This is a genomic window from Streptosporangium sp. NPDC050284, from assembly GCF_044459525.1.
Taxonomy (GTDB): Bacteria; Actinomycetota; Actinomycetes; order Streptosporangiales; family Streptosporangiaceae; genus Streptosporangium.
In genome coordinates, this window is the sequence record NZ_JBITIZ010000010.1 from 104,599 (window position 1) to 131,555 (window position 26,957).

Annotated in this window: 26 protein-coding genes and 1 pseudogene; 13 read left to right on the top strand and 14 right to left on the bottom strand. The window is 66.2% G+C overall.

Annotated features, from left to right (window positions below):
• The first annotated feature begins 46 nt into the window (after nucleotides 1-46).
• On the top strand, nucleotides 47-817 hold the full coding sequence (locus ACIBH4_RS23490; RefSeq protein WP_362764783.1) for a GntR family transcriptional regulator: 771 nt from the start codon (nucleotides 47-49) through the stop codon (nucleotides 815-817).
• Nucleotides 818-1,104: 287 nt separating this feature from the next.
• Here ACIBH4_RS23490 and ACIBH4_RS23495 read toward each other — a convergent pair.
• From ACIBH4_RS23495 to ACIBH4_RS23515, 5 genes and pseudogenes are all read right to left on the bottom strand, one after another.
• Nucleotides 1,105-1,371: pseudogene (locus ACIBH4_RS23495) on the bottom strand (tyrosine-type recombinase/integrase); the annotation flags it as partial.
• Nucleotides 1,372-1,541: 170 nt separating this feature from the next.
• Complete coding sequence (locus ACIBH4_RS23500; RefSeq protein WP_362764786.1) at nucleotides 1,542-2,450, bottom strand: hypothetical protein; 909 nt, start codon at nucleotides 2,448-2,450, stop codon at nucleotides 1,542-1,544.
• Nucleotides 2,451-2,700: 250 nt separating this feature from the next.
• The gene (locus tag ACIBH4_RS23505) at nucleotides 2,701-3,216 is read right to left on the bottom strand and encodes a DUF4365 domain-containing protein (RefSeq protein WP_362764789.1); all 516 of its coding nucleotides are present in this window, start codon (nucleotides 3,214-3,216) and stop codon (nucleotides 2,701-2,703) included.
• Between the two features lie 491 nt (nucleotides 3,217-3,707).
• Nucleotides 3,708-5,129: a replication initiator gene (locus ACIBH4_RS23510; protein ID WP_362764792.1), complete on the bottom strand. Its 1,422-nt coding sequence runs from the start codon at nucleotides 5,127-5,129 to the stop codon at nucleotides 3,708-3,710.
• Nucleotides 5,130-5,815: 686 nt separating this feature from the next.
• Complete coding sequence (locus tag ACIBH4_RS23515; RefSeq protein ID WP_362764794.1) at nucleotides 5,816-7,336, bottom strand: recombinase family protein; 1,521 nt, start codon at nucleotides 7,334-7,336, stop codon at nucleotides 5,816-5,818.
• A 466-nt stretch (nucleotides 7,337-7,802) separates the two neighbouring features.
• Here ACIBH4_RS23515 and ACIBH4_RS23520 point away from each other — a divergent pair, with 466 nt between their 5' ends.
• Both ACIBH4_RS23520 and ACIBH4_RS23525 read left to right on the top strand, forming a co-directional pair.
• Nucleotides 7,803-8,273 (top strand): hypothetical protein, encoded by a 471-nt coding sequence (locus tag ACIBH4_RS23520; RefSeq protein ID WP_362515271.1) that lies wholly within the window; start codon nucleotides 7,803-7,805, stop codon nucleotides 8,271-8,273.
• A complete protein-coding gene (locus tag ACIBH4_RS23525; RefSeq protein ID WP_362764797.1) occupies nucleotides 8,270-8,419 on the top strand; it encodes a hypothetical protein in 150 nt (49 codons plus the stop codon). The genes ACIBH4_RS23520 and ACIBH4_RS23525 overlap by 4 nt, the downstream gene beginning before the upstream one ends.
• A gap of 757 nt (nucleotides 8,420-9,176) precedes the next feature.
• Here the strand turns inward: ACIBH4_RS23525 and ACIBH4_RS23530 are convergent.
• Both ACIBH4_RS23530 and ACIBH4_RS23535 read right to left on the bottom strand, forming a co-directional pair.
• The gene (locus ACIBH4_RS23530) at nucleotides 9,177-10,952 is read right to left on the bottom strand and encodes an ATP-binding protein (protein ID WP_362764801.1); all 1,776 of its coding nucleotides are present in this window, start codon (nucleotides 10,950-10,952) and stop codon (nucleotides 9,177-9,179) included.
• Complete coding sequence (locus ACIBH4_RS23535) at nucleotides 10,949-11,635, bottom strand: response regulator transcription factor (RefSeq protein ID WP_362515264.1); 687 nt, start codon at nucleotides 11,633-11,635, stop codon at nucleotides 10,949-10,951. The genes ACIBH4_RS23530 and ACIBH4_RS23535 overlap by 4 nt, the downstream gene beginning before the upstream one ends.
• A gap of 90 nt (nucleotides 11,636-11,725) precedes the next feature.
• Between ACIBH4_RS23535 and ACIBH4_RS23540 the strand changes: the two genes are divergently transcribed.
• Both ACIBH4_RS23540 and ACIBH4_RS23545 read left to right on the top strand, forming a co-directional pair.
• Nucleotides 11,726-12,484 carry a L,D-transpeptidase family protein gene (locus ACIBH4_RS23540; RefSeq protein ID WP_362764804.1) on the top strand — a complete coding sequence of 253 codons (759 nt, stop codon included), beginning with the start codon at nucleotides 11,726-11,728 and terminating at the stop codon, nucleotides 12,482-12,484.
• Between the two features lie 30 nt (nucleotides 12,485-12,514).
• On the top strand, nucleotides 12,515-12,721 hold the full coding sequence (locus ACIBH4_RS23545) for a hypothetical protein (RefSeq protein WP_362515259.1): 207 nt from the start codon (nucleotides 12,515-12,517) through the stop codon (nucleotides 12,719-12,721).
• Between the two features lie 132 nt (nucleotides 12,722-12,853).
• On the opposite strand, the gene ACIBH4_RS23550 is transcribed toward ACIBH4_RS23545, so the two are convergent.
• Entirely contained in the window at nucleotides 12,854-13,873 is a 1,020-nt protein-coding gene (locus ACIBH4_RS23550; protein WP_362515256.1) for a TNT domain-containing protein, read from the bottom strand.
• A 690-nt stretch (nucleotides 13,874-14,563) separates the two neighbouring features.
• Here ACIBH4_RS23550 and ACIBH4_RS23555 point away from each other — a divergent pair.
• On the top strand, nucleotides 14,564-15,358 hold the full coding sequence (locus ACIBH4_RS23555; RefSeq protein ID WP_362515253.1) for a DUF2306 domain-containing protein: 795 nt from the start codon (nucleotides 14,564-14,566) through the stop codon (nucleotides 15,356-15,358).
• Between the two features lie 67 nt (nucleotides 15,359-15,425).
• On the opposite strand, the gene ACIBH4_RS23560 is transcribed toward ACIBH4_RS23555, so the two are convergent.
• Nucleotides 15,426-15,581, bottom strand: coding sequence for a hypothetical protein (locus ACIBH4_RS23560; RefSeq protein WP_362515252.1), 156 nt, complete (start codon nucleotides 15,579-15,581; stop codon nucleotides 15,426-15,428).
• Between the two features lie 25 nt (nucleotides 15,582-15,606).
• On the opposite strand from ACIBH4_RS23560, the gene ACIBH4_RS23565 reads away from it, so the two are divergent.
• Both ACIBH4_RS23565 and ACIBH4_RS23570 read left to right on the top strand, forming a co-directional pair.
• A complete protein-coding gene (locus ACIBH4_RS23565) occupies nucleotides 15,607-16,149 on the top strand; it encodes a CGNR zinc finger domain-containing protein (RefSeq protein ID WP_362515251.1) in 543 nt (180 codons plus the stop codon).
• The gene (locus ACIBH4_RS23570; protein ID WP_362515249.1) at nucleotides 16,146-16,391 is read left to right on the top strand and encodes a hypothetical protein; all 246 of its coding nucleotides are present in this window, start codon (nucleotides 16,146-16,148) and stop codon (nucleotides 16,389-16,391) included. The genes ACIBH4_RS23565 and ACIBH4_RS23570 overlap by 4 nt, the downstream gene beginning before the upstream one ends.
• A 308-nt stretch (nucleotides 16,392-16,699) precedes the next feature.
• Here ACIBH4_RS23570 and ACIBH4_RS23575 read toward each other — a convergent pair whose 3' ends face one another.
• Complete coding sequence (locus ACIBH4_RS23575) at nucleotides 16,700-17,170, bottom strand: SRPBCC domain-containing protein (RefSeq protein ID WP_362515244.1); 471 nt, start codon at nucleotides 17,168-17,170, stop codon at nucleotides 16,700-16,702.
• Nucleotides 17,167-17,502, bottom strand: coding sequence for a metalloregulator ArsR/SmtB family transcription factor (locus ACIBH4_RS23580; protein WP_362764807.1), 336 nt, complete (start codon nucleotides 17,500-17,502; stop codon nucleotides 17,167-17,169). The genes ACIBH4_RS23575 and ACIBH4_RS23580 overlap by 4 nt, the downstream gene beginning before the upstream one ends.
• Nucleotides 17,503-17,739: 237 nt before the next feature.
• Here ACIBH4_RS23580 and nhaA point away from each other — a divergent pair, with 237 nt between their 5' ends.
• Together nhaA and ACIBH4_RS23590 are read left to right on the top strand one after the other, a co-directional pair.
• Nucleotides 17,740-19,773 (top strand): Na+/H+ antiporter NhaA, encoded by a 2,034-nt coding sequence (gene nhaA / locus ACIBH4_RS23585; RefSeq protein WP_362764809.1) that lies wholly within the window; start codon nucleotides 17,740-17,742, stop codon nucleotides 19,771-19,773.
• A 202-nt stretch (nucleotides 19,774-19,975) separates the two neighbouring features.
• The gene (locus ACIBH4_RS23590; protein ID WP_362515239.1) at nucleotides 19,976-20,551 is read left to right on the top strand and encodes an HD domain-containing protein; all 576 of its coding nucleotides are present in this window, start codon (nucleotides 19,976-19,978) and stop codon (nucleotides 20,549-20,551) included.
• 12 nt (nucleotides 20,552-20,563) lie between these two features.
• On the opposite strand, the gene ACIBH4_RS23595 is transcribed toward ACIBH4_RS23590, so the two are convergent.
• The 3 genes from ACIBH4_RS23595 to ACIBH4_RS23605 all read right to left on the bottom strand — a co-directional run bounded on the left by ACIBH4_RS23595 (nucleotide 20,564) and on the right by ACIBH4_RS23605 (nucleotide 23,388).
• Nucleotides 20,564-21,730: a CU044_5270 family protein gene (locus tag ACIBH4_RS23595; protein WP_362764812.1), complete on the bottom strand. Its 1,167-nt coding sequence runs from the start codon at nucleotides 21,728-21,730 to the stop codon at nucleotides 20,564-20,566.
• A complete protein-coding gene (locus ACIBH4_RS23600) occupies nucleotides 21,727-22,254 on the bottom strand; it encodes a sigma-70 family RNA polymerase sigma factor (protein ID WP_362515234.1) in 528 nt (175 codons plus the stop codon). Before ACIBH4_RS23600 ends, ACIBH4_RS23595 begins: the two co-directional genes overlap by 4 nt.
• A gap of 249 nt (nucleotides 22,255-22,503) precedes the next feature.
• A complete protein-coding gene (locus tag ACIBH4_RS23605) occupies nucleotides 22,504-23,388 on the bottom strand; it encodes a helix-turn-helix transcriptional regulator (RefSeq protein WP_362764815.1) in 885 nt (294 codons plus the stop codon).
• Between the two features lie 285 nt (nucleotides 23,389-23,673).
• On the opposite strand from ACIBH4_RS23605, the gene ACIBH4_RS23610 reads away from it, so the two are divergent.
• The 3 genes from ACIBH4_RS23610 (at nucleotide 23,674) to ACIBH4_RS23620 (ending at nucleotide 26,924) form a co-directional block, all read left to right on the top strand.
• Entirely contained in the window at nucleotides 23,674-25,026 is a 1,353-nt protein-coding gene (locus tag ACIBH4_RS23610) for a M23 family metallopeptidase (protein WP_362515232.1), read from the top strand.
• A 122-nt stretch (nucleotides 25,027-25,148) separates the two neighbouring features.
• Nucleotides 25,149-25,730 (top strand): TetR family transcriptional regulator, encoded by a 582-nt coding sequence (locus tag ACIBH4_RS23615; RefSeq protein ID WP_362515230.1) that lies wholly within the window; start codon nucleotides 25,149-25,151, stop codon nucleotides 25,728-25,730.
• A 300-nt stretch (nucleotides 25,731-26,030) separates the two neighbouring features.
• Complete coding sequence (locus tag ACIBH4_RS23620) at nucleotides 26,031-26,924, top strand: SDR family NAD(P)-dependent oxidoreductase (protein ID WP_362515227.1); 894 nt, start codon at nucleotides 26,031-26,033, stop codon at nucleotides 26,922-26,924.
• The last annotated feature ends 33 nt before the right edge of the window (nucleotides 26,925-26,957 follow it).

Sequence of the window (26,957 nt, forward strand, 5' to 3'; positions counted from 1 at the left end):
GGATGTCCAGCTTGCAAGCCGGATATCCGGATGTCAACCTGGTGGAGTGGATCAGCCCAGGTACCTTCAGCTCGTCGCGCTCATACGGCGGCAAATCGTCACCGGCGAACTACCTGCCGGAACCCGCCTGCCCGCGCGCCAGGACCTGGCCGCCGAGCACGGCGTAGCCGAGGGCGTCATCCGTGAGGCGATCCGCCAGCTCGCCCAGGAAGGGCATGTCATCTCCCGCCCCGGTGCGGGGACCTTCGTGAGGGAGCGGCCACCGGTCCGGAGGATTCCCCGCTCCTGGCACCGAGAGCGGAAGGCCGGTTCACCGTTCGCCGCCAGCATGCTTGAGCAGGCGATGGCCGGAAGCTGGGACTACGAGTCCGCCACGGTGCGCGCGTCGCCGGAAGTGCGTGCCCGGCTCGCTCTCGACGAGCCCGAGGACGACCGCGATGACGTCATGCACACCCGGTACGTCTTCCGGGCCGCTGGTCAGGTCTGGATGCTGTCGGATTCCTACGAGCCGTTGCAGTTGACCAGAGGCACGATCGTGGCGATGCCGGAAGACGGACCGCTGGCCGGTCACGGGGTGACGCACCGGATGGCCGAGATCGGGGTGATCGTCGATGACTGGGTTGAGGACGTCAGCGCACGCGCCGCTCTTCCAGAAGAGGCCAAGCTCCTCGGCATCTCGCCGGGGTCCATCGTGCTGACGATCCAGCGGACTTATCTCGCCGATGGGCGGCCGGTCGAGGTCGCCGACATCGTGGTCCCGGCGGAGACCTCGCAACTCGGTTACTCCGGTCCGGTGGGCGAACGCGCGAGCGGATGACCCGTCATGAGGGACGTGCCATCACTCTGCTTCAGCGCGGGAGCTTTGTCGTACACCGAGGGCAGACCCGCGGAGAACTGAGTGACCAAATGGGTGACAACGGCGACGGACGAGGCCGGACGATCACGGACGATGAGGGACTGTCCCCGCAGCTTAAGTAGCGCGAAGGCCAGGCCCCAGGCCGGATGACTTGGCTTCGCATCGAAGGGGTCAGGGGTTCGAATCCCCTCATCTCCACGAGACACAATAAGGCCCGTCCGGGGTGATCGGACAGGCCTTTGTGCTGTTCAGAGGGTTGTTCGGCTACTCGGTGTCTTCCGATTGCTCTTGTGGATGTCCGGCCCAGGGAGCTGATTCGGGGCGGGAGTCAGCGAAAAGTCAGCGAACGCCGCGCGAGCCCTGGTGTTGCGGTCGCGTAAGGCGTGCGTGTAACGGTTGAGCGTAGTCGAGATCTGCTCGTGGCCGATGAGCCCAGCGACGTCGTTGACCGGGACGCCGCTGGAGACGAGCCAGGTGGCATAGCAGTGCCGGAGGTCGTGGGTGCGCCGTGAGGCGTAGTGATTCGAGTGGAGGTGAGAGACCTTCGCCGCTGACCCCGTCGCAGCGGGGCGATGGAGCTGAGGGCAGCCTGAGCCGGGTCCGGCACGCCCGGCCCAAGGTCAGCTTCGCGGCCAGCTCCCCGATCCGTGAACCAGTTATCCCACCAAGGTTGCGTGACGCGCCACTAGGAAGCGGTGACGCCAGGTATATACATGTCCTCTATCGGTGTAAGACGGCGCAGTTCGCTCACCTCTAGTCGTCGATCCGGACCTCTCCGCACGACTCCCTCAGCGAGGATGATTCGCCCTTCACGATGCCATGAAATCGCATCGTCGTAATCGCGAAGGGGGAGAGTTATCCAGATCTCGCATGGGCGTCCGCGGCGAATAGTCGCGACGGCAACTTCTCCCACGGGATCCTTTGGGCTGTGCCTAAGTGCCACGATATTGCCTGAGAACGTCTGACTCAAGTCTACTTTGCTACGCTTGAGTCTCTCAGCTGTTATCTCAATCAGGTTTACGGCGCCTGCATCGATACTGACTTCACGCGGAATGCTAACCGACGTCGACACGCCGCTAGCCCATTCAAATGATGCTTTGAGCCCACCTATATTGGGCTCCTTTAGTATCTTTCCGAGGTGGGAGCAGAATTCGCGACTCACCCCACGGCCGACTAACTCGTAAAGAATTTCGGGGGTAGGATTTCGGGCGGGTTCTATCACTGTTTCTTGAAGGGCGTTGAGTGATTGTGCGAACGTTCGAGTAACGCGTCTCTCAAAAGGCTCTGGGAGGGCTTGGTACTCAATGCCTTCAATAGGGGCTTGAGGTGATTCGATATCGCTTACATCGGGCAAGGGGACGAGTATTGGGATAATGAATGAGCCTCGTTTAGTGTGAGCCATATGCGCGCGCTTAACGACCTCGTCGCCCCTCGTGGCGTAGTTTCCTGCGATCTCGCTTCTCTCAAACATCGCTGTCGTTGCAGCTGAGCGCAGAAGGAATCGTACGGACCCTAGCATGGTGCTCGCCGCACGCAGCGGTATCGCATCTACGATGTCTCGATCTGCCTCAGCCTTGAGTTCAGTGCGATCCATCAAGCGATAGTGGATTTTATCTACTAAATCTGCAGGGCTAAGTTCTTCTACGCGGGCGATCCGCTGTAATGCTCCTACGACTGAACTCGGCTCCGCGTACTCCTCGGAGGGTACGCCTACTCTACGGTCATTCTTCATCCACATAGAACCGACGTCACCTTGACCAATCTCATTCCAGCCTACGTCGCGTAAGAAACGGTGGATTTCCCTGAGCCGAGGAAGGGTTACTTGGGTCATGGCGCTCATCCGTTCAGGCGAAGCACGCGTTGAGGTCGGACTCCCATGTTTTCAGAGTAGCGGCAGTCAAGCGTTGACTCTTCGGGACATTGATACGAGTCTGGTCAGATTTTAGTGTGTTGACTCTCACCCAAAATGCTGCGGCGTGCTGCATGGTTCCCTTAGGTAGATGGTCTAGCCAATGGTGGGCTTCGTCGTTGCCGACAATGACTAGCACCAGATATACGGGTACGCCACACTTTGCCCATTTTAATCGCCATGTTGGCTCCACTGGCCAACTGGCCGACCTGCCGTCCACCCGGAACTGAGCTGAGCACTTAACTTGCACGCGGACGGATCCGACTTCGAAGTCAATGGCACAATCAACAGCGTTAACGTCCTCATCGGCAGGCGTTTCTGATATTCCGACACCCGCCTGACTGCATATTGTCTTGAGGTATGCCACTCCGAATCGCGCCTTAGAGCCGTTAGGGGTAAGTGTTTCAAAGTCCGAAAAATCGCCCTCAAGTGAGACTTCGACTGCATCCACTTGCTCATTGTGTACAAAAAAAGTCCCGCTGTGAAGATCACAATTTGATCGCAACGGCGCGACATCGGATTAATTATGCCCTAATGCAACTAAATGTACGATTCTATATGTGTATATTGCTTAATGTCTGGTTTGATGTAGATGTGACGAAGAGAATGCCCGGGGAGCCGCCGACGAGCAGTCGAGCGGAGCTGTCGAAGAGCGTCTATACGTCAGGCGGCCGAAGCGCTGGAAGAAGCTCCGTGATGCACCCCCTGGTGAGATCTTGCAGAGGCGTATCGAGCGTCGGGTGAGGTGGGGCATCCATGATCCTGAAGCTGATTGGAAGCGCATCCGCCGTATTCGCCGGTGGCAGGGGAAGGCGATGGACATGGACGTCGGTTGATTAGCCCCGCGGAGGGGGTTGGCGAGTCAGCGAAAAGTCTGTCGACGACGGGTGAAAACTGACTCCGTGGACGCCTGGGTTCTAGTGCTTGTCGCAACGCAGATGGTCAGGCTGTTTCGTCTTGGTCTTGCTCGCGGGCTACTTTGCGCGCGGTGATGATGTCTTGCCGGGCCAGCTCAGCCCAGAGAGGTTCGCCGTGCCGATGGCCGCTCCCGCCATAGCGCCAGTTCTGCACAGTGACCGTTGCATGGTCTTCCGAAGCTGGTAGGCCGAGAATCAGACGAGCCTGTTCGGCGCGGTGGTCGGCTCGTACCTGCCGGAGGTTGCCGAGGGTGGTGGAGTAGTGGCGGGACTTCGTGGAGAAGTGCCCCCGGTAGCCGAGCATGTGAGCCCATTGCCGCAACGGGATGTCTCGGTACTGGGGTAGCTCATCAAGAGTGAAGCAGGTCATGATCATGCGGCGGGTGTGTTCAGTGACATCCAAGCCGGTGATGTCCCAGATGTTGCGGATCGGTCGGTCCACCGTCCCGGCTGACTCCGCGCCCTTGGTGGCGTACTTGGCCACGTAGGACGCCACCCGCTGATCACTTACCCCGTCCAGGCCGGTGGAGACATACACCGGCCGTACGTCGAGTTGGTCTCCCCAACGCAACGAGATCGGCGGGGAACCGGCGGATGCTCCGCCGGGAACAGTGAGGGCGGCCTGCTCAACGGCCTGTCGTATCGCGCGATCGAGGAGCGGGACAGTAGCCCAGTCCGGAGGCCGATCGGTTGGCCCCTCCGGACCATCGAGGCGGATCACCGCGTGGAAGTGGACCAGGCCACGGGCCTGGTACTCGGCGACCTTGGCGTACGACAGGCGCAGTGTCCGGCGTAGCTCGGTACGGCTGACTCCGAGCAGTCGGGCAAAGGCCGAGGGGACGGTTTTGGTGAACTCCTGCCAGAGCCGGCCCGCGTGTGCGTTCCATAGCACCGCACCGCGGTAGTCGTAGCAGTCCACACAGAGTGGTTGCCCCGCTTGGGAGTCGTCGCTGTCATGAGGTGCGCCGCAGCTTTCCGGTCGCCCGTGCTCGCATACTGGACGATCACGCCGAGGACGGCACAGCAGCGGCTTACCGTTCTCGCCTGACCGGTGTGCGTGGACCACGCCGAAGGATGGGGCGGTGAAGGTGGCGAACACGCGGGGATGCCCACTCACCTCCTCGGGGACGCCCTTACCGCCGCGTAATCCCGAGATGACCAGATGGTAGGTGTCGTCCTTGTAGGTGGCCGAGCAGGCGGGACAGCGGGACGCGCGGCGGTTGCAGCATGCGGTCAGTAGAAAACCGGTGGGTTCGTCGGCGGTTCGGTAGACGTCCAGGACCTCGCCCGTTCCGGCGTCCACGGTGATGCGTTCGCCGTGGAGCCGGACGGGCTGGGCGCAGCCGCCAGTGGCGTACACCATGCGCTGCCACCGGTCGAAGTCCGGCATGGCCGCGCGTTGTACGGCGGCGAGCACGTCAGAGGAGAAGGAGAGGTCGTTGCTCATGCGGCACCCCTCTCGCCGCTCTCCGGGGTGGCATCGGAGATCTCGTCGCTGATCTCGACACCAAAGACGGTGGCGACGCGTCGCCACTTGTCGCGATCCCACTTGGGGGATCGGGCTGCTTGGCGCCTGCCCCACTCCTGGGCCTGCGCGGTGGGTGGTAGGGACTTCGTAGTGCCTCCTTTCCGAGTAGGGAACCGTCGCCGACGGACGGGAAGGGCGAGCAGCATCGCGAACATGCCGAAGACAGCCGGTGGCGAGTCGTGGTACTGCCAGCGAGAGGAGAAATGGAGTGTCTGCTGCGACGATGACCGGCGAGCGTGCCGTGCGTTGCTGGCCTACCGCTGGGCCGGGTGTCTCCAGCGGAATGGCTGTCTAGGTGATGTGGTCGTGCCCGGTTCTCTTACACGCTCGGATTGGGCCGCAGGCCGGTTTCTCGCTGTTCTCCCTCGTTCTTGGCGCGGTTTTGATTACTTATTCTTTTACCACCGGGAGTCGCTAAATAGGCCTCATGAACTGCGCGTGTTCCGGCCGCTCAGAGGCGTCCGTCGGCGTCCCCTGACGTCCGTGCACGTCCTCTAAAGTCCTGTGGCGTACGGCTACCCCGGGTATGAAGTAAGAGAGCCGTCACCTTTGGGTAAGGGCAACGGCTCGCCTGCTCGTGGAAGACGTCCAGGACGTCCTGAGACTCAAGTCTCCCGCCAGATTGGTTCGAGGAGATCGGGATTGAAGGGCCTACGGCCTCCGCCGCTGGGGTAGATGATCACCGCATGCAGGGCTTCGCGGATGTACGACCGCTTGATGGACAGGGGTAGGCCGCCCTCTTCCTCGGTGAGGTACCAGCGTCGCCGGATCTCGGCCACGTCTGTAGTGGACCGGGCCAGATGACGTTCGACGGATGCCGTGAAGTTCTGCGCTTCCGTGCGCAGACGGCTGATCCGCTTTTCGAGATCGGGAGCCATGGAGAAGAACAGCTCGTTGCTGATGTTTCCGGCCGTCCACTGGTTGCGCAGTTCTTCGAGCCGGGATTTCGTGTCCTCGTACTCCTGCTTTCCCATCCATTCGGTGGGTTCGGCGGAGGAGGCCATTTGGACCTCTTCGAGTTTGGCGAGAACCGCTTCCGAGATGTAGAGGTCGACCATGTCGCCGCGTCTACCGAGGCTGCCGCACCCTCCGACCGTTTTGGCGGGGCAGATGTAGATGTGCTGGACACAGTCCTTGCTGTGAGTGACGCGCAGGGATGTGTTGCAGGGGGTGCCGTCGGGCTTGGCTCTCCCGCACCGTAGGAAACCGGTGAGCAGGTAGTTGGGCTCCCGGAAGTCTCGCGAGAGGATGTGGCCGATCCGCCCGTCCCGGTGGATGTAGTGGCCCTTGCGAGCGTCGAACAGGTTCTTGACCGCCATCCACTGCTCGGGGGAGACGATCGGCTCCCACTGTCCGACGACCGGGTTCCCCTCCGAGTCTCGTACGAGCTCCTTGTTGATCTGGCGCCAGCCACAGACCCGGGGGTTGGTCACTGTGATCTTGAGAGAGCTTGGCGTCCAGGCGTTGCCCAGGGTGGTCTTGATGTCTTCCTTCTGCCATTGGTTCGCGATCGAGTGAAGAGAGCGCCCGCTGACCAGATCCGCGATGGCCTGCCGTACGAGAGGTGCTTCGCGGGGGTCGAGTGTCAGCCGATCGGGCAACCAGCCGAAGGGACGCGTTCCGCCAGCGGGCACGCCCAGTTCCGCGCGCGTCCGATGTGAACGGCGCATCCGGCGCTGCATCTTCCGGACTTCCATCTTGGAGATGACCGCGCCGAAGAGCCCCATGCTCTCGGTGTCCTCGCTGTAGAGGTCTTTCATCCCGCGGGCGTCGGCGAACACGCGGCCGTCCCGGTATGTGATCGCCTCTACGAAACGTTCGTAGTCACCCGGACGGCGGGCAAGGCGGTCCTCGGCCACGATGACGACGCCCTGGACCGCTGTACCGTCGGAAAGCTCACCGGCACGAAGCGCCTTGAGCATCGCTTCGAAGCCGTCACGGACCACGTCGGCCTTGGCCGCGGACTTGTCGTTGTCCGTGAACTCGTGGACCACGGTCCAGCCCTGCCGTGCCGCCGTCTCGCGGTTGAGCTTGTGCTGGTCCTGAACTCCGTGTTCGTCCCTCCTGATGTCCGCGGAGATGCGAGCGTAGGAGACGACGGGGATAGCCGAGCCGACCTGTGTCATGGGGACCTCCGCAGGAATTATTGCCTGAGTGAGAGGTCTACCACCAGCAGTACCTCTACAAGAACCCGAACGGCTACTGCGGCATCGGCGGCACCAACGTCAAGCTAGGTGACCCATCTGAGTGGGGCGCCTGCCAGACGGGCCTGGTTCCGACCGAGGAGTAGCACCGACTTCACCGGTACGGCTCGCGCCGGGCTTCTGGGGGCAGACCGTACCCGCCTGCGGGGCTCGCCTCTGCCTTCCTGGTCGTGAGCCGTGTCCGTCTGCGCGGCTTCGCCGTTGCTCCTTCATCGAGCTGGGAACTGATTCAGGGCGACCTTCTAAGGGCTGCTGCGCGATTCATGCCTGTTTTTCGCGCTGAGAGTCATTTGGCCGCTCGATCTGGCCTGCTTACTGCCAGGCGACCGTGCGAGGCCCCTTCCCTGGTTCACCAACTTCAGAATGTGTTCTGACTTACGATGGCAGGGTGAGCACCATCAACGCCGACGCCGTCACCTTCTCGGACCTGTCGAGAAACCCCCGAGCCGTCGCCGAACGCGCCGCACGCCTCGGTCGGGTACGCGTCACCCACCGCGATGCCCCGGACTTCTACCTGATCGCCGCCGACCGTGAGGATCAGCGCGGGCAGACGCTGGCTACGGCATCCCGTCTGTTCCTCGCGCTCATCAAGCACGATCCGACCGCCCGCACGCTGGTCATCGCCATGCCCGAGGTCTTCCCCTGGGTCCGCCACCTCACCTCCGCCGAACTGCGTGCCTTCACGCTCGAACTGGTGGAGGCGCTCTCCGACGCCGCGGAACTCGATGTCGATGTCACCACACAGGAGGTCATCGCGGGCTGGCGGGCGACCGCTCGGATCAAGGCCGACCCCGTGCACTACGCCCAGGCTCGCAAAGCCACAAGTGGCGACTTCGGGCCGGTAGAGGTTTCAGCATGAGTCCGAAGCGTGGCGACCGGGTCACGGTCCCGCCTTCGGAGGACGAATGGGATATCCGGTTCGGTACCGGTGATGCGGTCAAGGGGTGGGAGGAGTTGTGCCGTCACGCCCTGGGCAACACACGCCGATGTTTCGAGGCACTGTGAGCCGATCCACGCTCACGGGCAGATCATGAGCGTCAACATCGCCTACGCGGTGACCTCGCGACTCACCGTCATAACGGCCAGGACCTGGAGCAATGGGAGTTTGAGGTCACCAGTGGCGGGCGTGTCCGCTATGCCATCGATGACACCACTCGCACTGTCTGGGTCGTCTACGCCTCACCTCGTCACCCAAAAGACACCGACGGCTGAAACCGGAGGCGGGACCCAACCAGGTGATCTCTTGTCGGGACCGCGGTTAGCCTCCCGAGCCTCGGTGATCACTGCGGCATCGGCGGCACCGGCGTGAGCTACCCCGTCGGCCTGACCTCCGGCGCGGCCTGCCCCGGATTTCACCGGCCGTACTCCATCCGGGTGCGGCCGGCAGCACCTGTTCAAGACCCAGAACGGCCGCTGCGGCATCGACGGCACCAACGTCAAGCCAGGTGACCCGTCCGAGTGGCCCGCCCGTCCGAGTGGCCCGCCCGTCCGAGTGGCCCGCCTGCCATACGGGCCTGGTCCCGACCGAGGAGTGGCGCCGACTTCACCGGTACGGCTCGCGCCCGGCTTCCGGGGGAGCCGTGCCCCGGTGGGGGGCGCCTCCGCGTTCCTGGTCGTGAGCCGGGTCCGTCCGCGCGGCCTCGCCATTGCTCCTCGAAAGACACCGATGGCTGAAAGAGGTGCGTACACATACCCTGCGTCTCGTCCACCTCGATGAGGCCGAGTCGCGCCAGGAGTGGTCGCCCGCTCGCTTCGGGTCTCGCTATGAAGGAAGGCGCAGGGTGAACGTCGTGCGAACGCCTGGCACGCTGGTGGCCGTGGCCGTGCCGCCGTGCGCCTCGGCCAGGTTGCGCACGATGGCGAGCCCGAGTCCGCTGCCCCCGGTCCGCCGGTTGCGGGACTTCTCGGCCCGCCAGAACCTGTCGAAGACGTGGGGGAGATACTCGGCGCGGATCCCGACCCCCGTGTCGGTCACCTCGATGACGACCCGGTCGCCGTCCTGGCGGGCGCACAGCGTGATGTGCCCGCCGCGTGGCGTGTAGCGCAGGGAGTTGGTGACCAGGTTGCCGACGGCCTGACGGAGTCGTACCGGATCCGCGGTCAGCGAGGGGTCGCCGATGACGGCGGTGGTCAGGGGGAGCCCCGCGGCCTCTGCCCGGCTTCGGTGAGCGGTGGCCACCTGGTCGAGAAGGTCGCCGAGGTGAACGGGTTCGACGTGCAGACGGAGTTTGCCCGCGTCGGCGAGGGCGAGCTCCTGAAGGTCGTCGACGATGTGCTGCAACAGCAGGATCTCCTCGACCAGCGAGGCGATCAGCGCCGGGTCGAGCTCGGCGACGCCGTCCTGGGCCGCCTCCAGCCACCCCCTGAGGTTGCTCAGCGGGGTCCGCAGCTCGTGGGAGACGTCGCTGACCATGGCCTTGCGCTGCTCCTCCATGCGCTGAAGGTGTTCCGACATCTCGTTGAACGCCGTGGCGAGCTCGTTGATCTCGCCGGTCGTCCTGACGGTGACGCGGGCGGAGCTGTCCCCGTCACGCATCCGTCGCGCGGCGTGGGTGAGCGCGTTGACGGGCATGACCAGGCGCCGGGCCGCCATGACGCTCACGCCCACGGTCAGCACGAGCACGAGGAGGGCGGCGCCGGCGATCGAGGGGAGCGGGAAGCGCTGGCCGGCGGCCTCGGCGGGGGAGCCGATGTACAGGTAGGCCGCGGGGGCGACGTAGGGATCGAGTTGCTCCTTGCGGGCGGTGACGATGCAGGACGAGATCGTCTGATCGGGTTCCGCGCCAGGAGGTCGCCTCTCCTTGGAAACCCAGGCGAAGTCGAGGCCGACCGAGCCCCGTTCCTTGCTCTTTCCTTTGAGGCACCTGCCGACCAGGTGGTTGAGCTGTTTCAACGCGGCCTTCTCGGTGCGCGTCGGCGTGCTGAAGATGGTGGCGTCGCAGACGTCCCTCAGCATGGCGGCCTCGCGCGGCATCGGGCGCGGCTCCTGGTCGGCTTCCATGGCGGTCGTCGTCACGACGGGCCGGCCGGTGTTCGAGACGGTCATCTGTACGGTCTGTCTGACACGGCCCGCACAGATGGCGTAGGTGTCGACGGCCTTGACCAGCCGGGCGCGCTCGGAGGCGGGCAGCAGGAAAGGACCCACCGCGCGTGGATCGATCCGGTCCCTGGCCGCCCCAGGCACCAGGGTCACGTCCACGGCCAGCGGGTCGACGACGGCCGACACCCTGGAGGGCAGTGGGGTCCCGGGGGTCGCCGAGTCCGCGATGAGGACGCCCTTCTCGGTGGTCAACGCGATGCGACGGCTGTGACGGGCGGCGAGATCACGTACGGTGACGGCGACGCCCGACCAGTCCGGATGGCTGGAGGCGTAGCCGAGGAGGTTGTTGTTGATCTGGGCGTCGCTGGCCAGTGTCTGCCCCTGCTCGCGCTGGATGGCGCCGGAGGTGCTGCTCGCGGCCAGCCACGCCGTCGCGCTGATCGAGCAGACCGCCACGACGGCCGAACTCGTGAGCAGCCTGACGAACAGCGACCTCATGTGTGGGTCAGCTTGTAGCCGACGCCGTACACGGTCAGCAACCGGACCGGGCGGCGCGGATCAGGCTCGATCTTCCTGCGCAGGTTCATCACGTGCACGTCGACCGTGCGTTCGGTGATGAACCTGTCGAAGCCGTGGACACGCTCCAGCAGTTGCTTCCTGGTGAACACCCGTTCCGGCTCGGCGGCCAGCGTCTCGATGATCCGGAACTCCGCGAGCGTACACTCCACCGGCGTGCCCGCCGCGGTGACGGTGTGCCTGATCGGGTCCACGACGAGATCGCCCGCCTGGAACAGCCGCCGGTCGGCGTCCTGGGACTTGCCGGTACGGCGCAGCAGCGTCCGCACGCGGGCCATCAGTTCACGGGGGCTGTACGGCTTGGCCACGTAGTCGTCGGCGCCGAGGTCGAGCCCCAGCAACAGGTCGTCCTCGGTGGACCTGGCGGTCAGCATCAGGATCGGCAGGTCGGACTCGGCACGTAGCACCCGGCAGACGTCCAGCCCGTCGACCTTCGGCATCATCACGTCGAGCACCACGAGGCCGGGATCCGCCCGCCGGGCCTCGTCGATCGCGGAACGCCCGTCGTGCACGACGAGGACCTCGTGGCCCTCCCGCTCCAGATACCGCCTGAGCAGTTCGGCCTGCTTGGGATCGTCCTCGGCGACCAGTACGTACGCGCACATGACCTGAGGTTATGCGCATGCCAGGGGTGCATATGGGATCTGCATGACAACCAAACAGGTTTCACACATTCTGTCGCGAGGCTGTGGCGGGTGAGAACCAACCTGCTCGGTACGGCCGCCGCGGTGACACTCGTCCTCCTGCTGACCGGCTGTGCGGCCGACGCGCGCGGCGCCGTAGGGCATGAGCCTCCGAGCGGTGGCGCGCGGTCGGAGGCTCCGAGCGGTGGCGCGCGGCCGGAGTCGGCGAGCGGCGTCGGATCGAAGATCGCGAGCGTCAAGGGGGCTCGGATCACGGTCTACCGGAACAAGGAGGGGGTGGTCCAGCGGACGATCACGAGCCCCAACGACTACGGCGCGACGCGGGTCTTCCTGGTGGACCGTGACGAGGGTGAGTGGCTCCAGGTGCTGCTGCCGATTCGGCCGAACGGCAGCAAGGGCTGGATCAGGGCCACCGACGTGACGCTCGCGGAGACCTCCCACCGGGTGGAGATCGATCGCGGGGCGTTCAGGTTCACGGTCTACGACGGCGACCGGGCCGTCAGGACGGGCAAGGTCGCGACGGGCGAGGCGGGAACGCCGACGCCTCCGGGCCGCTACTTCTTCACCGAGCTGGTGAAACCCGTCGACGACGGCGGGGCCTACGGCGCCTACGCCTTCGGGCTGAGCGGCTTCTCGCCCGTGCTGAAGAGCTTCGCCGGAGGCCCGGGCCAGCTGGCGGTTCACGGGACGAACAAGCAGTCCGCCATCGGCACACGAGCCAGCCATGGCTGCGTCCGGGTCGGCGACGACGACATCAGGTGGATGGCGAAGAACCTGGCGATCGGTACTCCGGTCGTCATCAAGGGCTGAGGCCCGACTCGAATGAACAGGGGAATCCATATGAAGATCAAAGCCACGCTCATCGGCTTCAGCGCGGCGCTGGCCCTGGCCGCGGGTCTCGCGGGCTTTTCCGGTACGGCCGCGGCCGATCCCAGGGAGCCGTCCGCCTCACCCTCCCCGGCCCCGGCCGAGCGCCGGCCCGCGGTCGAGGAGCCGAGGCCGGTCCCGAGAGAGGCCGTCGTCGTCAGGCCGGCCTACACCGGCTGATCATGGAGCATCGCCGCGGTTTCCGGGGCCCGCGGCGACGTTTCTTGGCGCCTGCGGGCTCATGACGGTCCTCTCCTGCCCGCGGTCGCGTCGGCGACCAGGCCATCGCGGGCAGGAGCAGGACTCCGCTCCTCAGAGACGCGACGACCGGTGCGGCCGCGGGCGATCAGCCGGCCTTCCCGCCGCGGATATCCGCTGGTCGGCGGCTGTCGGCGGCCGGTTGACGGCCCGACCGCGAGAGGGAGAGGCGTGACGTGTGTCGGGGCCGAGGCCTTCGCGTCCCGCCGAGGCGAAGCACCGCCCGGCGGCAGACCGCTTCGCCCTCACCGACGGTGAACAGAGAGGTTTTCCGGCGTCGGCTCTTTCTGTCGGCTCGTCCTGGTCGGCGTCCTCGGGCACCGTCATTCCTACGGTGATTCGGTGAGGCGGGGGAGGGGGAGGCAGGATGGGCGGTGGAAGCTCCTCCAGGTATCCGTTCTGCAGCAGCCAGCTCACCGGAACCTCATCGCTCGTCTGCGGGGCGTCGGGAATGTACTTGCTGAGCACGTGATACTGCGTGCCCCAGCCCGGCATCTGGAACGCGAGGGAGACCGGGCCCACGTCGACGCGGAACGACTTGAGCACCTTGAACACGTGATAGTTGCACAGGTGCGTGGGATCCAGCGGGTTGGTGTTCAGATTTCGCGGTGGCAGCGCGCGCCTGGTGAACAGGTCTCCCATCGGCGCAAAGAACGAGCCTCCGTAGCCGCCGAAACGGTCGAGTTTCATGCCGATCTGCAAAAACGTCGTCTTGACCAGCGGCCTGCCGTTGGGGTAGTCGCCGGAGTTGGCGAATCCGGAGTTGGGCGGGTAGCGATAGTCGTTCACGGTGTAGTTCCAGTAGCGCGAGAGGAAGTGCTGGGGGGTGAGACCGCCCAGTGGCACGTAGCCGCGCAGGAGTGCGCCGAGATAGCCGGTCCGTGGCAGGAGTGTCGGTCCGAGGTCCGGGTCTCCGGTCACGTACGGCGGTCCGCAGACCTGCGCCCCGTTCTGCGGGCTCTGGTCATGAGCCGCTCTCTCGGCAGACGGCGGTGCGGGTTGGAGATCCGCCAAGGTGATCAGTGGGGTTTTCCGCTGGGCGGGGCTGTCGGCACGCGCGGCCGTATCGCTCATGGCGCAGACCATCGCGCATATCGCGGTGGCCAGTACGACGCTCCGTCGGTAATGTGGCATGACTTCCCTGCTGGTGTTAAAGGCAGACGGACGAGAATTGACCGACCACAGGCGATTCGATGACACGCCGACCTGCGATGCGCGCAGAAGAACCAGATGCCTCGGCTCCAAAAGCGAGAGGGTCATCCAAATTCGGGCACGTCGGTACAGGTGTGGTCGTACACGTTGGATCAGTGATCGATTCCTACATTCCCGATGTCGCGCGGATTGCATTGTCGAAGCCATAAGGGAAGGGCAAAAAATGCGACGGGAAAGCGTTGTCTCGCCATATGACAAATGTCGGAATATGCGAGCTCTTGCGTGTTGAGTTAGCTATGTGCGCTATTTGCGGATCTCGTCATGATAATGTGGGGAAAATGGGCGGAGGTGTACGCAGACCTTTCGCCGGGTGTCGCCGACACCTCTGTGATCGCGGTGGCCGGCAGACTCGGAGCGCCCGAGGCGGCCACGTCCGGTCGCCGTCATCTTCGTTCGGCGAGTGCCGGGCAAAGGTCATGGGAGTGAGCGGTTTCCGGGCCGCGGGGAGCTCGATGTGAGCCGAAAGTACGGCTCGCCGATGGATGATCGGCCGGTTCGGATCGGACCGTCCTGCCGATGAGCGTCCGGGGTGCCGGCCGTCACGATCGGATCATGACCGATGAGAGCTCGACGGGACGACCCCCGTCCGCGCAGTCACCGCGAAGCAGCCGGTCGACGAATGACCGGAACACGGCGGAGACCTTCGCTGTTCGTGGCCACAACGTCGCCACAGCCTCCCGGCGGCCGGGCTGGCTCCTGCCCACCGCGCTGATCGCGCTCAGTGCCGTTCCGATGATCGCCGGAGCCGTCCGCCTGACCGAGTTGACGGTCGGCGCGGAGATCACGCCGGGAAACGCGCGGTTCTTCGCGGCACCTCTGCCGGTGGTGCTGCACATTTTCAGCGTCAGCGTGTACAGCATCCTGGGAGCTTTCCAGTTCGCCCCCCGTTTCCGTGGCCGTAGACCGGGCTGGCACCGCATCGCCGGGCGGGTCCTGGTTCTCTGCGGCCTCGTCGCGGCGCTTTCCGGTCTGTGGATGAACCTGTTCTATCCCCGCCCCGTCGGTGACGGTGATCTTCTCGCCGGCATCCGGCTCGTGTTCGGCTCCGCGATGGTCGTGGCCATCGTTCTCGGCTTCACCGCGATCCGGCGGAGGGACATCGCCCGGCACCGCGCCTGGATGATGCGCGGTTATGCGATCGGCCTGGGTGCGGGCACGCAGGCGCTGACCCACCTGCCGTGGTTCCTGATTTTCGGGACGCCCGACGAGTTCCCCAGAGCACTACTCGTGGCCGCAGGCTGGGTGATCAACCTCGCCGTGGCCGAATGGTTCATTCGCAGGCGGCCGGTCGGTCGGAGTCGCGTCTCTGCGGGCCGTACCTCCGTGGGCGGCCTCGCCGACCGGTGAAGGCGACAGCGGCGTCCGGCCTCCATGATCCATGTCGGCGGCGCGCCCGGTCGGATGGGGCGCGCCGCTAGGCGCTCCACGCCACCACCGTCGTGGCGGGCGGGTCGAGGGCCTCGCACAGCACCCGCCAGGTACCGCAGTGGCAGGCCTGGTAGCGCACCAGCCCTTCGCTGGTGCGGTGGTGGGAGCGGGTGTGCCAGTCATGTCCGTCGTGGTCGTTCATGGATCCAGCGTGCTGTAATGGCATTGTGCATCTCAACCCTTACGGAGCGGACGCGGTCCTGCTGATGGCGGACCTGGTCAACTTCCCGCCCGCCTCCCTCGACGACCTGGTGAAACGGTGCGCGGACGCCGGCCTCGTCATCGACCGCTCCCCGGAGGAGGCCGACCTGGCCGCCGCGCTCAACCTGTCCGAGCGGTGGTGCGAGATCGTCGACACCCGCGACGAGCGCGCACGGGTCGCGCTGCTCAACGACCTGCTGGCCACCTCGGCGGCGTATCCCCGCGTCACCGACCACGCCGGAACCGGCTGGCACCTGCACTATCGCGACACGGGCCTGTCGCTCGGCGGCGTACTGCGCGCACTGGTCGCGGTGGGCACCGCCCTGCATCTGACGGGGCGCGGCATGTCACGGCTGGCGCGCTGCGCACGCGACGGCTGCGGGCTGGTCTACGCGGACGTCTCGCGGAGCGGCCGGCAACGCTACTGCTCGCCGCGCTGCGCCAACCGCGACGCGGTGCGGCGGCACCGGGCCAGGCACGCTCCTCCTTCTGCGGTGGATCGGCAGTGAACCTCTGCGGGCTGCTGTGGGTCGCCGCCACCGCCGCCGCGGCGGCCGGTGTCCCGATGCCGACCTGGCTCCGTATCGCCGGTGTGATCGCCGCGATCTCAGGTTTGGCCGCGGTCGCGCTTCCGTGGACGACCGGGACCGACGGGCCGACGGCGGCGCTGGAACAACTCGGGTACGCTCTCCACCTGCCGATCATGACCTGGTACGGGGCGCTGGGCTGGCGGTACCTGCGTGACCGGTGACCGTGAACCTGTACATCCTTTCGGCCGTGCGGCTCTGAGTGAGGCGCCGAAGGTGCCGCCGCGCTGCCGGCGGCCCCAACGTCAAGCCAGGCGGCCCACTGCGTGGGTCTCGTCAGGTGGTGCGAGGCCGATCGGAGAGTGACCGCGATCGCGCGGGAAGCCCGGGACAACGACTTTCGGGTCGTCGTCAGCGCGATGACACCGATCGAGGCCCAGGCCGACCGGACATCGAGGTCTACGGTCGGCCCGACCTCTGGCGAGGCGTGGACCCGCGGGTTGAGCCGGATCCTGGATCTTCGCGCTCTCCTTCAGGGCCGCGTCTGCACGCCGCGCAGGTACGTCTCGATCCGGTCGAGTGCTCCCGGCAGGACCTCTCCCACGAAGAAGTCGCGCATCTCGGGCGTCGGGAATCCGGTCTGCGTCACGGTGAAAAGCGTTCCGTCCTCGTGCTCCTCGAACGTGATCTCGATCGTGGTGGTCATGGTCATGCCGTCCGGGCTGGAGCCGACGGATTCGGTGACCAGACGATGCGGGCGGTCGATGACCAGGAAGGTCTGCGTCTCTCGAAACAGGGTTTCGGGGTCAGGCCCCCACACCGCGGTCTGCCGGCCTCCGACGCGCAGGTCGACGTCGATCTCGACGATGCCGGGTTTCTCGTTGAGGATGTTGAACCAGATCTTCTGCTTCTCGGCGTCGGTGTAGGCGTCGAAGACCTCTTCCGGCTTCGCGGGCAGGACACGGCTCAGGTGGAGCCGATCGGTCTCGATGTTCTGGGTCATTGGTCGTCTTCCTTCGTGAGGGTGAAGTAGGCGTCGAGGCCGTCGAGCCGACGTTCCCAGAGCCGCTGGTAGAACCTGATCCAGGACATGGCGTCCTCCAGTCGTTCGGTGCCGAGGCGACACTGCCGCGATCGTCCGACCTTCTCCGTGGTGACCAGCCCGGCCTTCTCCAGGACGTGCACGTGCTTCTTCATGCCGGTGAGCGACATGTCGAACGGTGCGGCCAGTTCGCCGATCGTGGCGGGCCCCTGGCCGAGCCGGATGAGGATCTGTCGTCGCGTGGCATCTGCGAGGGCCGCGAACGTGCGGTCAAGGACCTCTTGCTGAACCATATGGTTCACTATAGCTCATTGAACCATGTGGTTCAATGATTGGTCTGGAGTGCTCCCGCTCGCCCTCTGGCCGGTTACCGCGTCGCCACGTGGTCGCGTGCCGTCGTCACGTGCTGACGGTTTTCGGTGGACATCGCGTCCCTCTACGAGGTTGCGGGCCTTCGCCATATACTGACGGCTTTTCAGCGGATGCTGTGTCCCCTGCTGTGCCCCCACGAGGTTCCGAGGACCTGACGTATGGCGAACTCGACGACCACTCGGCAATCACCGAATCCTGAGCAGGTCGACGCGCACTCGGTCACCTCGCGTTCGATCGCCGAGCGCGTTCGTGCGTTGGGCCAGAACCGGATCGGGGCGTTGCTCCTGCTGCTCGCGACCTTCGCCGCGATCATCTGGGCGAACGCCTCTCCCGGCTCACACGACGCCTTCTGGGACACGCACCTCACCATCGGTGTCGGCGATCTTCATCTCGACTTCACCCTGCACGCGCTCGTGAACGACGCGTTCATGGCGATCTTCTTCTTCACCGTCGGGCTCGAAGTGCGCCGCGAGTTCGCGATCGGTGAGCTCACCAGCTGGTCCCGGGCGGTCGTGCCGGTGGCCGCGGCCGTCGCGGGGCTCGCGATCCCCGCGTTGCTGTTCGTGCTGATCGCCGGGGGGTCGGGGCACGAGTACGCGTGGGGCGTCGTGATCTCGACCGATACCGCGTTCCTGGTGGGCGCCCTCGCTCTGATCGGCCCGCGGATACCGGGCAGGCTGAGGGTCTTCCTCCTCGCCCTCGCGGTGGTCGACGACATCGGCGCGCTCAGCATCATCGCGATCATGTACACCGAGAACCTCGACCCCCTCCCGCTGATCGTCGCGGCGGCCGGGCTCGCGGGCGTCTACTTCACCCGGTACCTGCGCGGCGGGCGCGGTCCCGTGTACGGCACGCTGGCGATCATCGTCTGGCTGGCGTTCCTCGCCTCAGGCGTGCACCCCACCCTGGCGGGCGTCGCCATCGCCCTTCTCGTACCGGTCTACCGACCCGATCGACGGGACGTCGAGCACGCTCTCGACCTCGCGCGTGTGTTCCGCCAGTCACCGAACACCGCGTACGCCCGCGCGGCGGCGAACAGCCTGCGGGAGTCGATCTCGATCAACGAACGGCTCCAGTCGGCGTACGCCCCGTACGTCGCCTACGTCATCCTGCCCCTGTTCGCGTTGGCGAACGCCGGCGTCGAGATCAGCCAGGAAAACCTCGCCGCGGCGCTTCGATCACCCCTGACCTGGGGCATTGTGGCCGGTCTCGTGGCGGGCAAGTTCGTCGGCGTCTTCGGCTCCACCGCGATCCTTCGCGTCCTGCGACTTGGAGAGCTCGGACCCGGGCTGACGCTCGACCGCGTCGCGGGCGGGGCCGCGCTGTGCGGTATCGGCTTCACGATCTCGCTGTTCATCGTCGACCTCGCGATCGACGACCCGGCGGCACAGAACGAGGCGCGAGTCGGGGTGCTCGCGGCATCCGTCATCGCCCTCCTCATCGCGACGGTGATCTTCCGTGTCTCCGACGCCCTGCGCCCGGGACCCGACTCCGAGGCGGCGCTCGCCCGCCCGGTCGATCCGAAGCGGGACCACGTCTTCGGACCGGTGGACGCGCCCTACACCATCGTCGAGTACGGCGACTTCCAGTGTGGCTTCTGCCTCAAGGCCTCCGGTTCCATCCTGGAGGTGCACGAGGTCCTCGGCGACGAACTCCGATACGTCTGGCGGCACGCGCCACTCACGCAGTATCACCCGAACGCCCTCGCGGGCGCCGAGGCAGCCGAGGCCGCGGCGCTTCAGGGCAGGTTCTTCGAGTTCGAGCGCGGCCTGTTCGCGGACCAGGAGAACCAGCGGCCGTCCGACATCATCCGCCTCGCGCGCGACCTCGGACTCGACGTGGAGAAGTTCGAGCGGGACCTCACGGCACCGGAGGTCACCGGCAGGGTCCGCGACGACATGCTGGACGCCGAGGCGATGGGCATCACGGCGGTGCCGACGCTCTTCGTCAACGGCCGTCGGCACGTCGGCCCCTACGACGCGCAGTCCCTCATCCGCGCGCTGGAGAAGTCGCGCCGGGACGCCGCGCCCGCCCTACCGGAGGCGGTCGAGACCCTCGCGCCCACCGCACCGGGCTCACTCGGTACGGCCTCCGCACCGGAGGCGGCCGAGCCCGGTGCGGAGGCCGTACCGGGCTCGGCCGCCTCCGCGCGGGAGGCTGACCGGTCTCCTGATCGCCCGGAGACGACCTGACGGCACGAGCACGAGAGGGAACCTCTCGTGTGAGCCTCGCCCGTGCCGCGTGCCGCGTGCCCGACGCCGGACACGCTGACCACGGGCGACACTCAAGGAAGCGGTCATCCGTACGCTGGAGGAGGCCACCGCGGTCCGCGTCGGAAACGGGGCGGTCGGCTACGCGCCGCGCATGATCCACCGAGGGGGAGAGGGGATTTCCATGGCGGAGGAACTGTCGAATCTGACGGGCCTGCTGTACGAGATCGGGCTGCTCAAGCGTTACCGGCGCACGGGCTGGCTGGTCGCGGGGGTACGTGACCCCGAGAGCATCGCCGACCACTCCTTCAGGACGGCGGTCATCGCGAGTGTGATCACGGCGTTGGAGGGCGGAAATCCCGAGCGTGCGGCGTTCATGAGCCTCTTCCACGACACGCAGGAGACCCGCATCACCGACATCCCCTATCTCGGCAAGCTGTACCTGAAGGCGACACCGAACGAGGAGGTCACCGCCGACCAGGTGCGCGGGGTTCCCGGACCGGTGGCGGAGATGGTGAGCGGCGCGGTCGGCGAGTACGAGGAGAAGGCCAGTCTCGAAGCGGTCTGCGCCCGGGACGCCGACAAGCTCGAATGCCTGATTCAGGCGATCGAGTACCGCGAGCAGGGCCACCAGAACGTCCAGCCGTGGATCGACAGCTCACTCGCCGCACTGAAGACGACGTCCGCGAAGCGCCTCGCGGACGAGGCGCTTCGCACGGGGTCGCTGGAATGGGTGAAACGCGTCCTGAACGGAGGCTGAGACACCTCGCGGTTACGGCTTGACCGGCTCCCGGTCGGTCCACTCGGCCTTGACGATCGCGTTCCAGTGGACGGCGGTGCCCGGCTTCGCCCAGCCGTAGGTCCCGGTCGGGGCGACGGCGACGAACCGGTCCGTGAGCAGGATGCCGGTCCGCGGGTCGACGACGAGCTGGCGCTCGAACTCGCCGGTGGGCCACCTCTCGGTACGGGCGATGCCCTCGCCCCTGCGGTCCAGCGCGTCGGTCACCTCACCCAGCGACCGCACGCCGTCCAGCCCGGCGAGCACCTGGTAGGCCGCAGCCCGGACGGCGGGCTTGACGGGCATGTCGCTCAACAGGCCCGCGGTCACCTGGAAGAGCCAGGAGTCGGCGTCCTGCGGGTCGCCCTCGGATTCGGCGCTGTGCCCCCGGTACCCCTTGAGCAGGTACGCCTTCAGCTCGGCCGCGGTCGTGGGCAGATCTTGGAGCTCGGCCATCGAGACGTTCTTGCCGGCCAGGTCGGCGATCTTGTCGCCCACGTTGACAGCGTTCCCGAAGGGCTTGCCGCCCTTGGCCTCGATGATCAGCTGTGCCTTGGCGTCGGCGTTCTTGTCCATCTTGTCTATGGTCACCGTCCACGTGGACGGCGAGCCGTCCCGCTTCCAGGCCTCCTCCGAGCCGGACGCGGGCTTGGTGCCGAGGTTCTGGGACACCCACCAGCTTTCCCGTTCAGGCGAGCGGGCGATCCACGTCTGGCTGCGGTCCAGGCTGTCCACCGTGTACCGCGCCTTGGTGCCCACCTGCTGGGTGCTGCCGCTCACTTTCTCGACGTACCAGTAGGCCCCGCTGCCCTGTTGGGCCTTGAGCGACGACTCGGCCGCGACGAGGAGGAGCTGCCTGGCCGACAGCCGCGCCACCGGCTCCGACGAGTGCGTCGTCGGCTGCCGGTCCGTGGCGATCGGGGAGCCCGGGGGCGGTGTCGTGCCGCCGGTCGTGGTGATCGTCACGGCCACGGCGGCGGTGGCGGCGGCCACGCCCGCCAGCCCGAGCGCCCACCCCGGCCTGGGGATACCGGCCTTGCGGGTGCGCCCCTTCCTGGGCTGTGACATGGCGTAGGAGAGTTCGGCGGCACGGGTGTGCTCGTCGGCCGGGGTGTCGAGATGGGCCGGGCGGGCCGCCCGCAGCTGGTCCATCGGGTTCATGACCACTCCTCACTGAGATTGCGCACCCGGGGCTTGGGGCGGATCGCCGGTGCCGACTTCATCGCGTGGACCAGCCGCTTGCGGGCCCGATGGAGCCGTACGCGGAAGGTCGCGGCGGAACATCCGATGACGCGTGCCGCTTCGCGCGGCGTGAGTCCCTGCCAGGCCACCAGGATCAGCAGCTCGCGCTCGTCCTGGTTCAACGAGGCGAGCGCGGTCATGACGGCGAGGCGTTCGGCGACCTGGTCGGCGTGGTCCTCCGCGGTCCACGCGCGCAGCTCGCGGGCGAGCGACTCGCGCCGGATCTCGGCGCGGACGTTGTCGCGAAGCACGTTGCGGGCCACGCCAAGCAGCCATGGCAGGGCGGGCTCCGGTATGTCGTCGAACCGCCGCCAGGCGATCGCGAACGTCTCGCTCACCACCTCGTCGGCGATCTGCCTGCCCGCCTGGCTGACCACGTAGGCCCAGACCCGTTGTCGGCATTCGTCATACATCGTGGTGAACCGCTGTGACTCGTCCGTCACCGCCTGGCCCCCCTTCGTCCCGGATGATTGCTTCGACACCGGGAAGTGGGCCGGGATCCTCAGATGTTACAAACGACTCAAAATCACCCCTCACCTGGAAGTCGCGGGGACCCTTCGTCACCGTGTGCGGCGGCACCTACGTTCGGGCGGGTGACTTCGGGGCGGCAGAGGTTACGACAGAGGGTTCGGTGTGCGCCGGAAACGCGGCGTCCGGATCATCGGCCGAGAGGGAGGACGACTGACTGATATTCATCGCATGTCTCCGCATGGCGGCATGTTCTGGATGGGATGAGTGGGGGCGATGACGTTTTCGGCTCCGACGTAGCCCCAGCCCCCCAAGTGGCTCTTGCCCGGCTCCGCGCGGTCTCCCAGGGTGTAGTACCAGACCCTCTCCCCGTCATCCTGGACGCGGCCCAGTCGCCAGCAGACGAACCAGCTCTTCGCGGTGTCCAGGGTCGCTATTTTCTCCGTGCTCTCCGCGTCGAGGTAGAGCGGTGCCTCGGTTCGGCTGGCGCACACGAAGTCTCTGGTCCAGACATAGCCGCCCTGCCGTTTGTCCACATGCTCGATCCCTTTGCGGTCGACGCAGGCATGGACGCTTTGCGCGTCCGCCCTGAAGTCCAGGCCGAGGCGCCAGAAGAGGACTCCGCCCATGACCAGGAGCCCCATCCCCGCCAGCGTCCACCACATGAGCCTCCTGCGCGGGAACGGGCGCTGCTCGGGCGGGCCCTTCGAGGGGGGCGGGGAGGCCGGTGACGGACGAGAAAGCGTACGCGGTGACGCTTTCCGGTCATCCGGAAACGGAGAAAGGGATACATTCGGTGACGTCGCGCGGTGGCCGGGAAGCTTGGCGGGCTGTTCCGTGTCGAGTTCCGCTTCGGGCACATATGAGGTCTGCGTCCGTACCCACCGCCGGTGCAGCTCGATGATTTCTGCCTGACTCGCCCGACATTCCTTGGCGAACTGCTCCAAGAGGGTGAAACGCGGTGGCACTCCGGCTCCGGAGCAGTAACGGTGCAGGGTGGATTTGCCGATGTTGAGCCTCTTGGCAAGGGCGTCGTAACTACGGCCGGTTTTGTCCTTCAAGTGGCGCAGATATGCGGCCAGATCCTCGACGGCAGAGGGCTCTGACAATCCAGGCTCCCGAGCTTCGGACCCGAGTTCGTACCCGAGTTTGATACCCCAAAGGGTAGTCATAAGGACGTCAGTATCTATGGATATATCCCGCCTTATCCCACAGTGCGTGGGATTGCGCTGGTCAGAGTGGTTTTTCGTCCCATGAATCCTTGCCTGCCTCGTCCCTCTTGCGATGGGACGGGCCCTCGGCCACGGTGATGCTCGTCAGACGGAGATGATCCACAGGTCTGACCAGGACCCATCGGTCATACCGACCACTGGACCGTCAGGAGATACATGTTCATGAGTTCGTTCTCTTTCCTCTCCCCGCAGCGAGGAAAAAGACGTCCCACGGGGGTGGCGGCGGTGACCACGGTGGTGGCCGCTCTTCTCGTCGGCGGCCTGCCGGCTCTTCCGGCACACGCGACCGCGGCGGCCCCCAACCTCCAACTACCCTTCCCCTGCGATCAGAAGTGGCGGCTGGACACCTGGGGGCATGCCCCGGCACTCGACATGGTCAAGGAGCCGGACCAGCACGGCACCGAGGGAGCCACGCTGGTAGCACCCGCCGCTGGAACGGTGAATCAGTCGTTCTACCACAGCAACGCCGGCAACGTGATCCAGATCAATCACGGCGGCGGCTACTTCACCACCTACCTGCACCTGCAGTCCCGGGCCGTGAACGTGGGCACGAAGGTGGCACGGGGGGCCACCATCGGGAAGGTCGGCCGGACGGGGCCCACGGCCAACGACCACCCACACCTCCACTTCGAGCTCGGTCACGACTCGAACGGTGACGGAGAGGCGTCCTGGGGATTCGCGGGCTCCGAGCGGGTCAAGCCGACGTTCAACGGCGTCACCTACGGCGGCGGCAACAACCAGACCTCCAGGAACGTCACCAGCCGCAACTGCGACGACCCTCCCAACCCGGGTCTGGGGGTGTTGGAGTTCTATCTGACCGATGACTGGGCTTCCGAGGAGGCGACTCGGGCGGTCGTCAAGTACGGCAACAGTCCGATGGTGCCGATCGTGGGTGACTGGGACGGTAATGGTTACGACACGGTGAGTACCTATGATCCGACCACGGGCCGGTTCTACATCAGTAACAATCCGGCCGGTGGAAAGGCCGAGTACACCTTTCAGTACGGCAACGCGAATGTCGGGGCGGTTCCGTTCGTGGGGGACTGGAATGGTGACGGCTCGGACGAGGTGGGGGTGCGCATGGGCAACGTGTTCCATATGCGTACCAGCCCGGTCACCGAGCCGGATGTCGAGACGACGGTGAAGGTGTCCTACGGCGACACTCCGATGATTCCGTTGGCGGGTGACTGGGACGGTAATGGTTACGACACCGTCAGTGCCTACGATCCGCGTACGGGGCAGTTCCTCATCAGTAACAATCCGGCCGGTGGGAAGGCCGAGTTCACCTTCAAGTACGGCAACGTCAACTCCGTTCCGTTGGTGGGCGACTGGAACGGTGACGGCTCGGACGAGGTGGGGGTGCGCATGGGCAACGTGTTCTATATGCGTACCAACCCGGTTACCGATACGAAGAGGGAGGTCACTCATTCGGTGAGTTACGGCAACACCGCCGACCTGCCCGTGATCGGCGACTGGAACAACGACGGCAAGGACACCCAGGGCACCGTCCGCTGACCTCGACCCTCGACCCGTGGATGTTCGCGCACTCCTCCGGCAGACGACCGCAGCGCCTGAGGAGTGCGCACCCACGTTTGGTGCCGCACGGCGCCTGACCGGCGAACCGTTAGGCTGACGTGATGACACCCGGTGCTGAGCGTGAGACGACGTTGCGCGCGGACGCGGCGCGCAACCGCGCTCGGGTGTTACAGGTCGCGAGGGAGCAGTTGGCCGCGGGTGACGACTCGCTCATGCTGAACACCATCGCCCGGCTCGCGGGGGTGGGCGTCGGGACCGTGTACCGGCATTTTCCCAACCGGCACGCGCTGCTGGAAGCACTGCTCGCGGAACGCTTTCAGCAGTTCGTCCATGAGGCGCAGGTCGCGGCGGCCGACGAGGACGCGCGTGCCGGTCTGCACCGCCTCCTGCGTTTCGCTCTCGAACACGCGTTGAACGACGCCGGGTTCGCGGCGGTGCTCGGATCCGCCAGCGACGTCGACGCGCGGACCTCGGCGATGAAGGCCGAGCTCGACCGGGCCGTCGCGGAACTGCTCGACCGTGCCCGCGACGCGGGGGTCGTCCGGCATGACGTCGAGGCGGACGACATCCGCCGCCTGCTCTGCGGCGTCGAGCACGCGGTCCGCTCCGGCGACGATGACGCCAGGCACGCGCGGATCTATCTCGACGTTCTCCTTGAAGGGCTGCGTCCCCCGCCGCGCTGAGAGGCCGAAAGACCGCCTACCGCGCCGAGGGACCGAAAGGCCGCACACCGCGCTGACTTTGAGGGGCGGCCACCCTTGCTGACGGTGTCCGGGACCTTTGAGAGCCGTTCCCCGCGCTGACGGCGGTCCGAAGCCGTTGAAAGCTCGCCTCCGGTGGTGGCGGCGGTCGGGAAATCCAGGTTCGGAGATACGCCGCCGCATGCCCGTTCCGTCTAATCGGATAGCCATCCGTTTATGCTACGGTACGAGCCAGGAAACGGATGGCTATCCGATTAGGACCGGTAGGCGGAGGGCGGAGCCATGGAAAAACGGGCTGTGGTGACAGCGGGGACCGGGGGGATCGGCCTGGAGACCGCGATGGGGCTCGCGGCGATCGGTTACGCGGTGACCGTGGTGGGGCGGAACGCCGAGCGGGGCGCCCGCGCGGTCGAGCGGATCGACGCGGTGGCGACCGGTCCGGCGGCGAGGTTCGTCGCCGCGGATCTCGCCTCACTCGACGCCGTACGAGCGCTCGCGGCCGGCTTCGCCGAGGAAGGGCCACTGAAGGTTCTGGTCAACAACGTCGGGGCGATGTTCGCCGACCGGCAGCAGACGGTGGACGGAATCGAGGCGTCGTTCGCGGTGAACCACCTCTCCCCGTACCTGCTGACCGAGCTGCTGCTGGAAACGCTCCGTGCCGGAGGGCCGAGCCGGATCGTGAACATCACCTCGGGGTCGATCCGGACGGCCAAACGCTCCTTCGACGCCATCGAGCCACCGGGCGGCTACTACGGCTTCCACTGGTACGGCCGGGCGAAGCTCGCCAACCTCGCCTACACCCTGGACCTGGCGGAACGGCTGCGCGGCACCGGCATCTCGGTCTTCGCGGCCGATCCGGGTGGCGCGGCCACCGACATGACCGACGGCACCATGAGGTCGCCCAAAATCGTCTCGCCGGGGCTGCGGCTGCTCTGGCCGCTGGTCCGGCGAGTCTTCGAACGCGCCACGTCCGGTCCCGCGTCGGTGGCGGCACGGCCGTCGATCCTCGCCGCGGCCGACGCCTCGCTCGACGGGCGGACCGGCCTCGTCATCGGGCCAAGGGCACGTCCCGTCACCCCCTTCGCCCCCGCCGCCGACCCGCGAACGGCGAAGGCCGTCCTCACACTCAGCCGGCAGGCGGCCCCGCTCGCTCCACCCGCCGACGTGATCGCATGAGGTGAACCACCGCCGACGGTACGCGAACCGGAA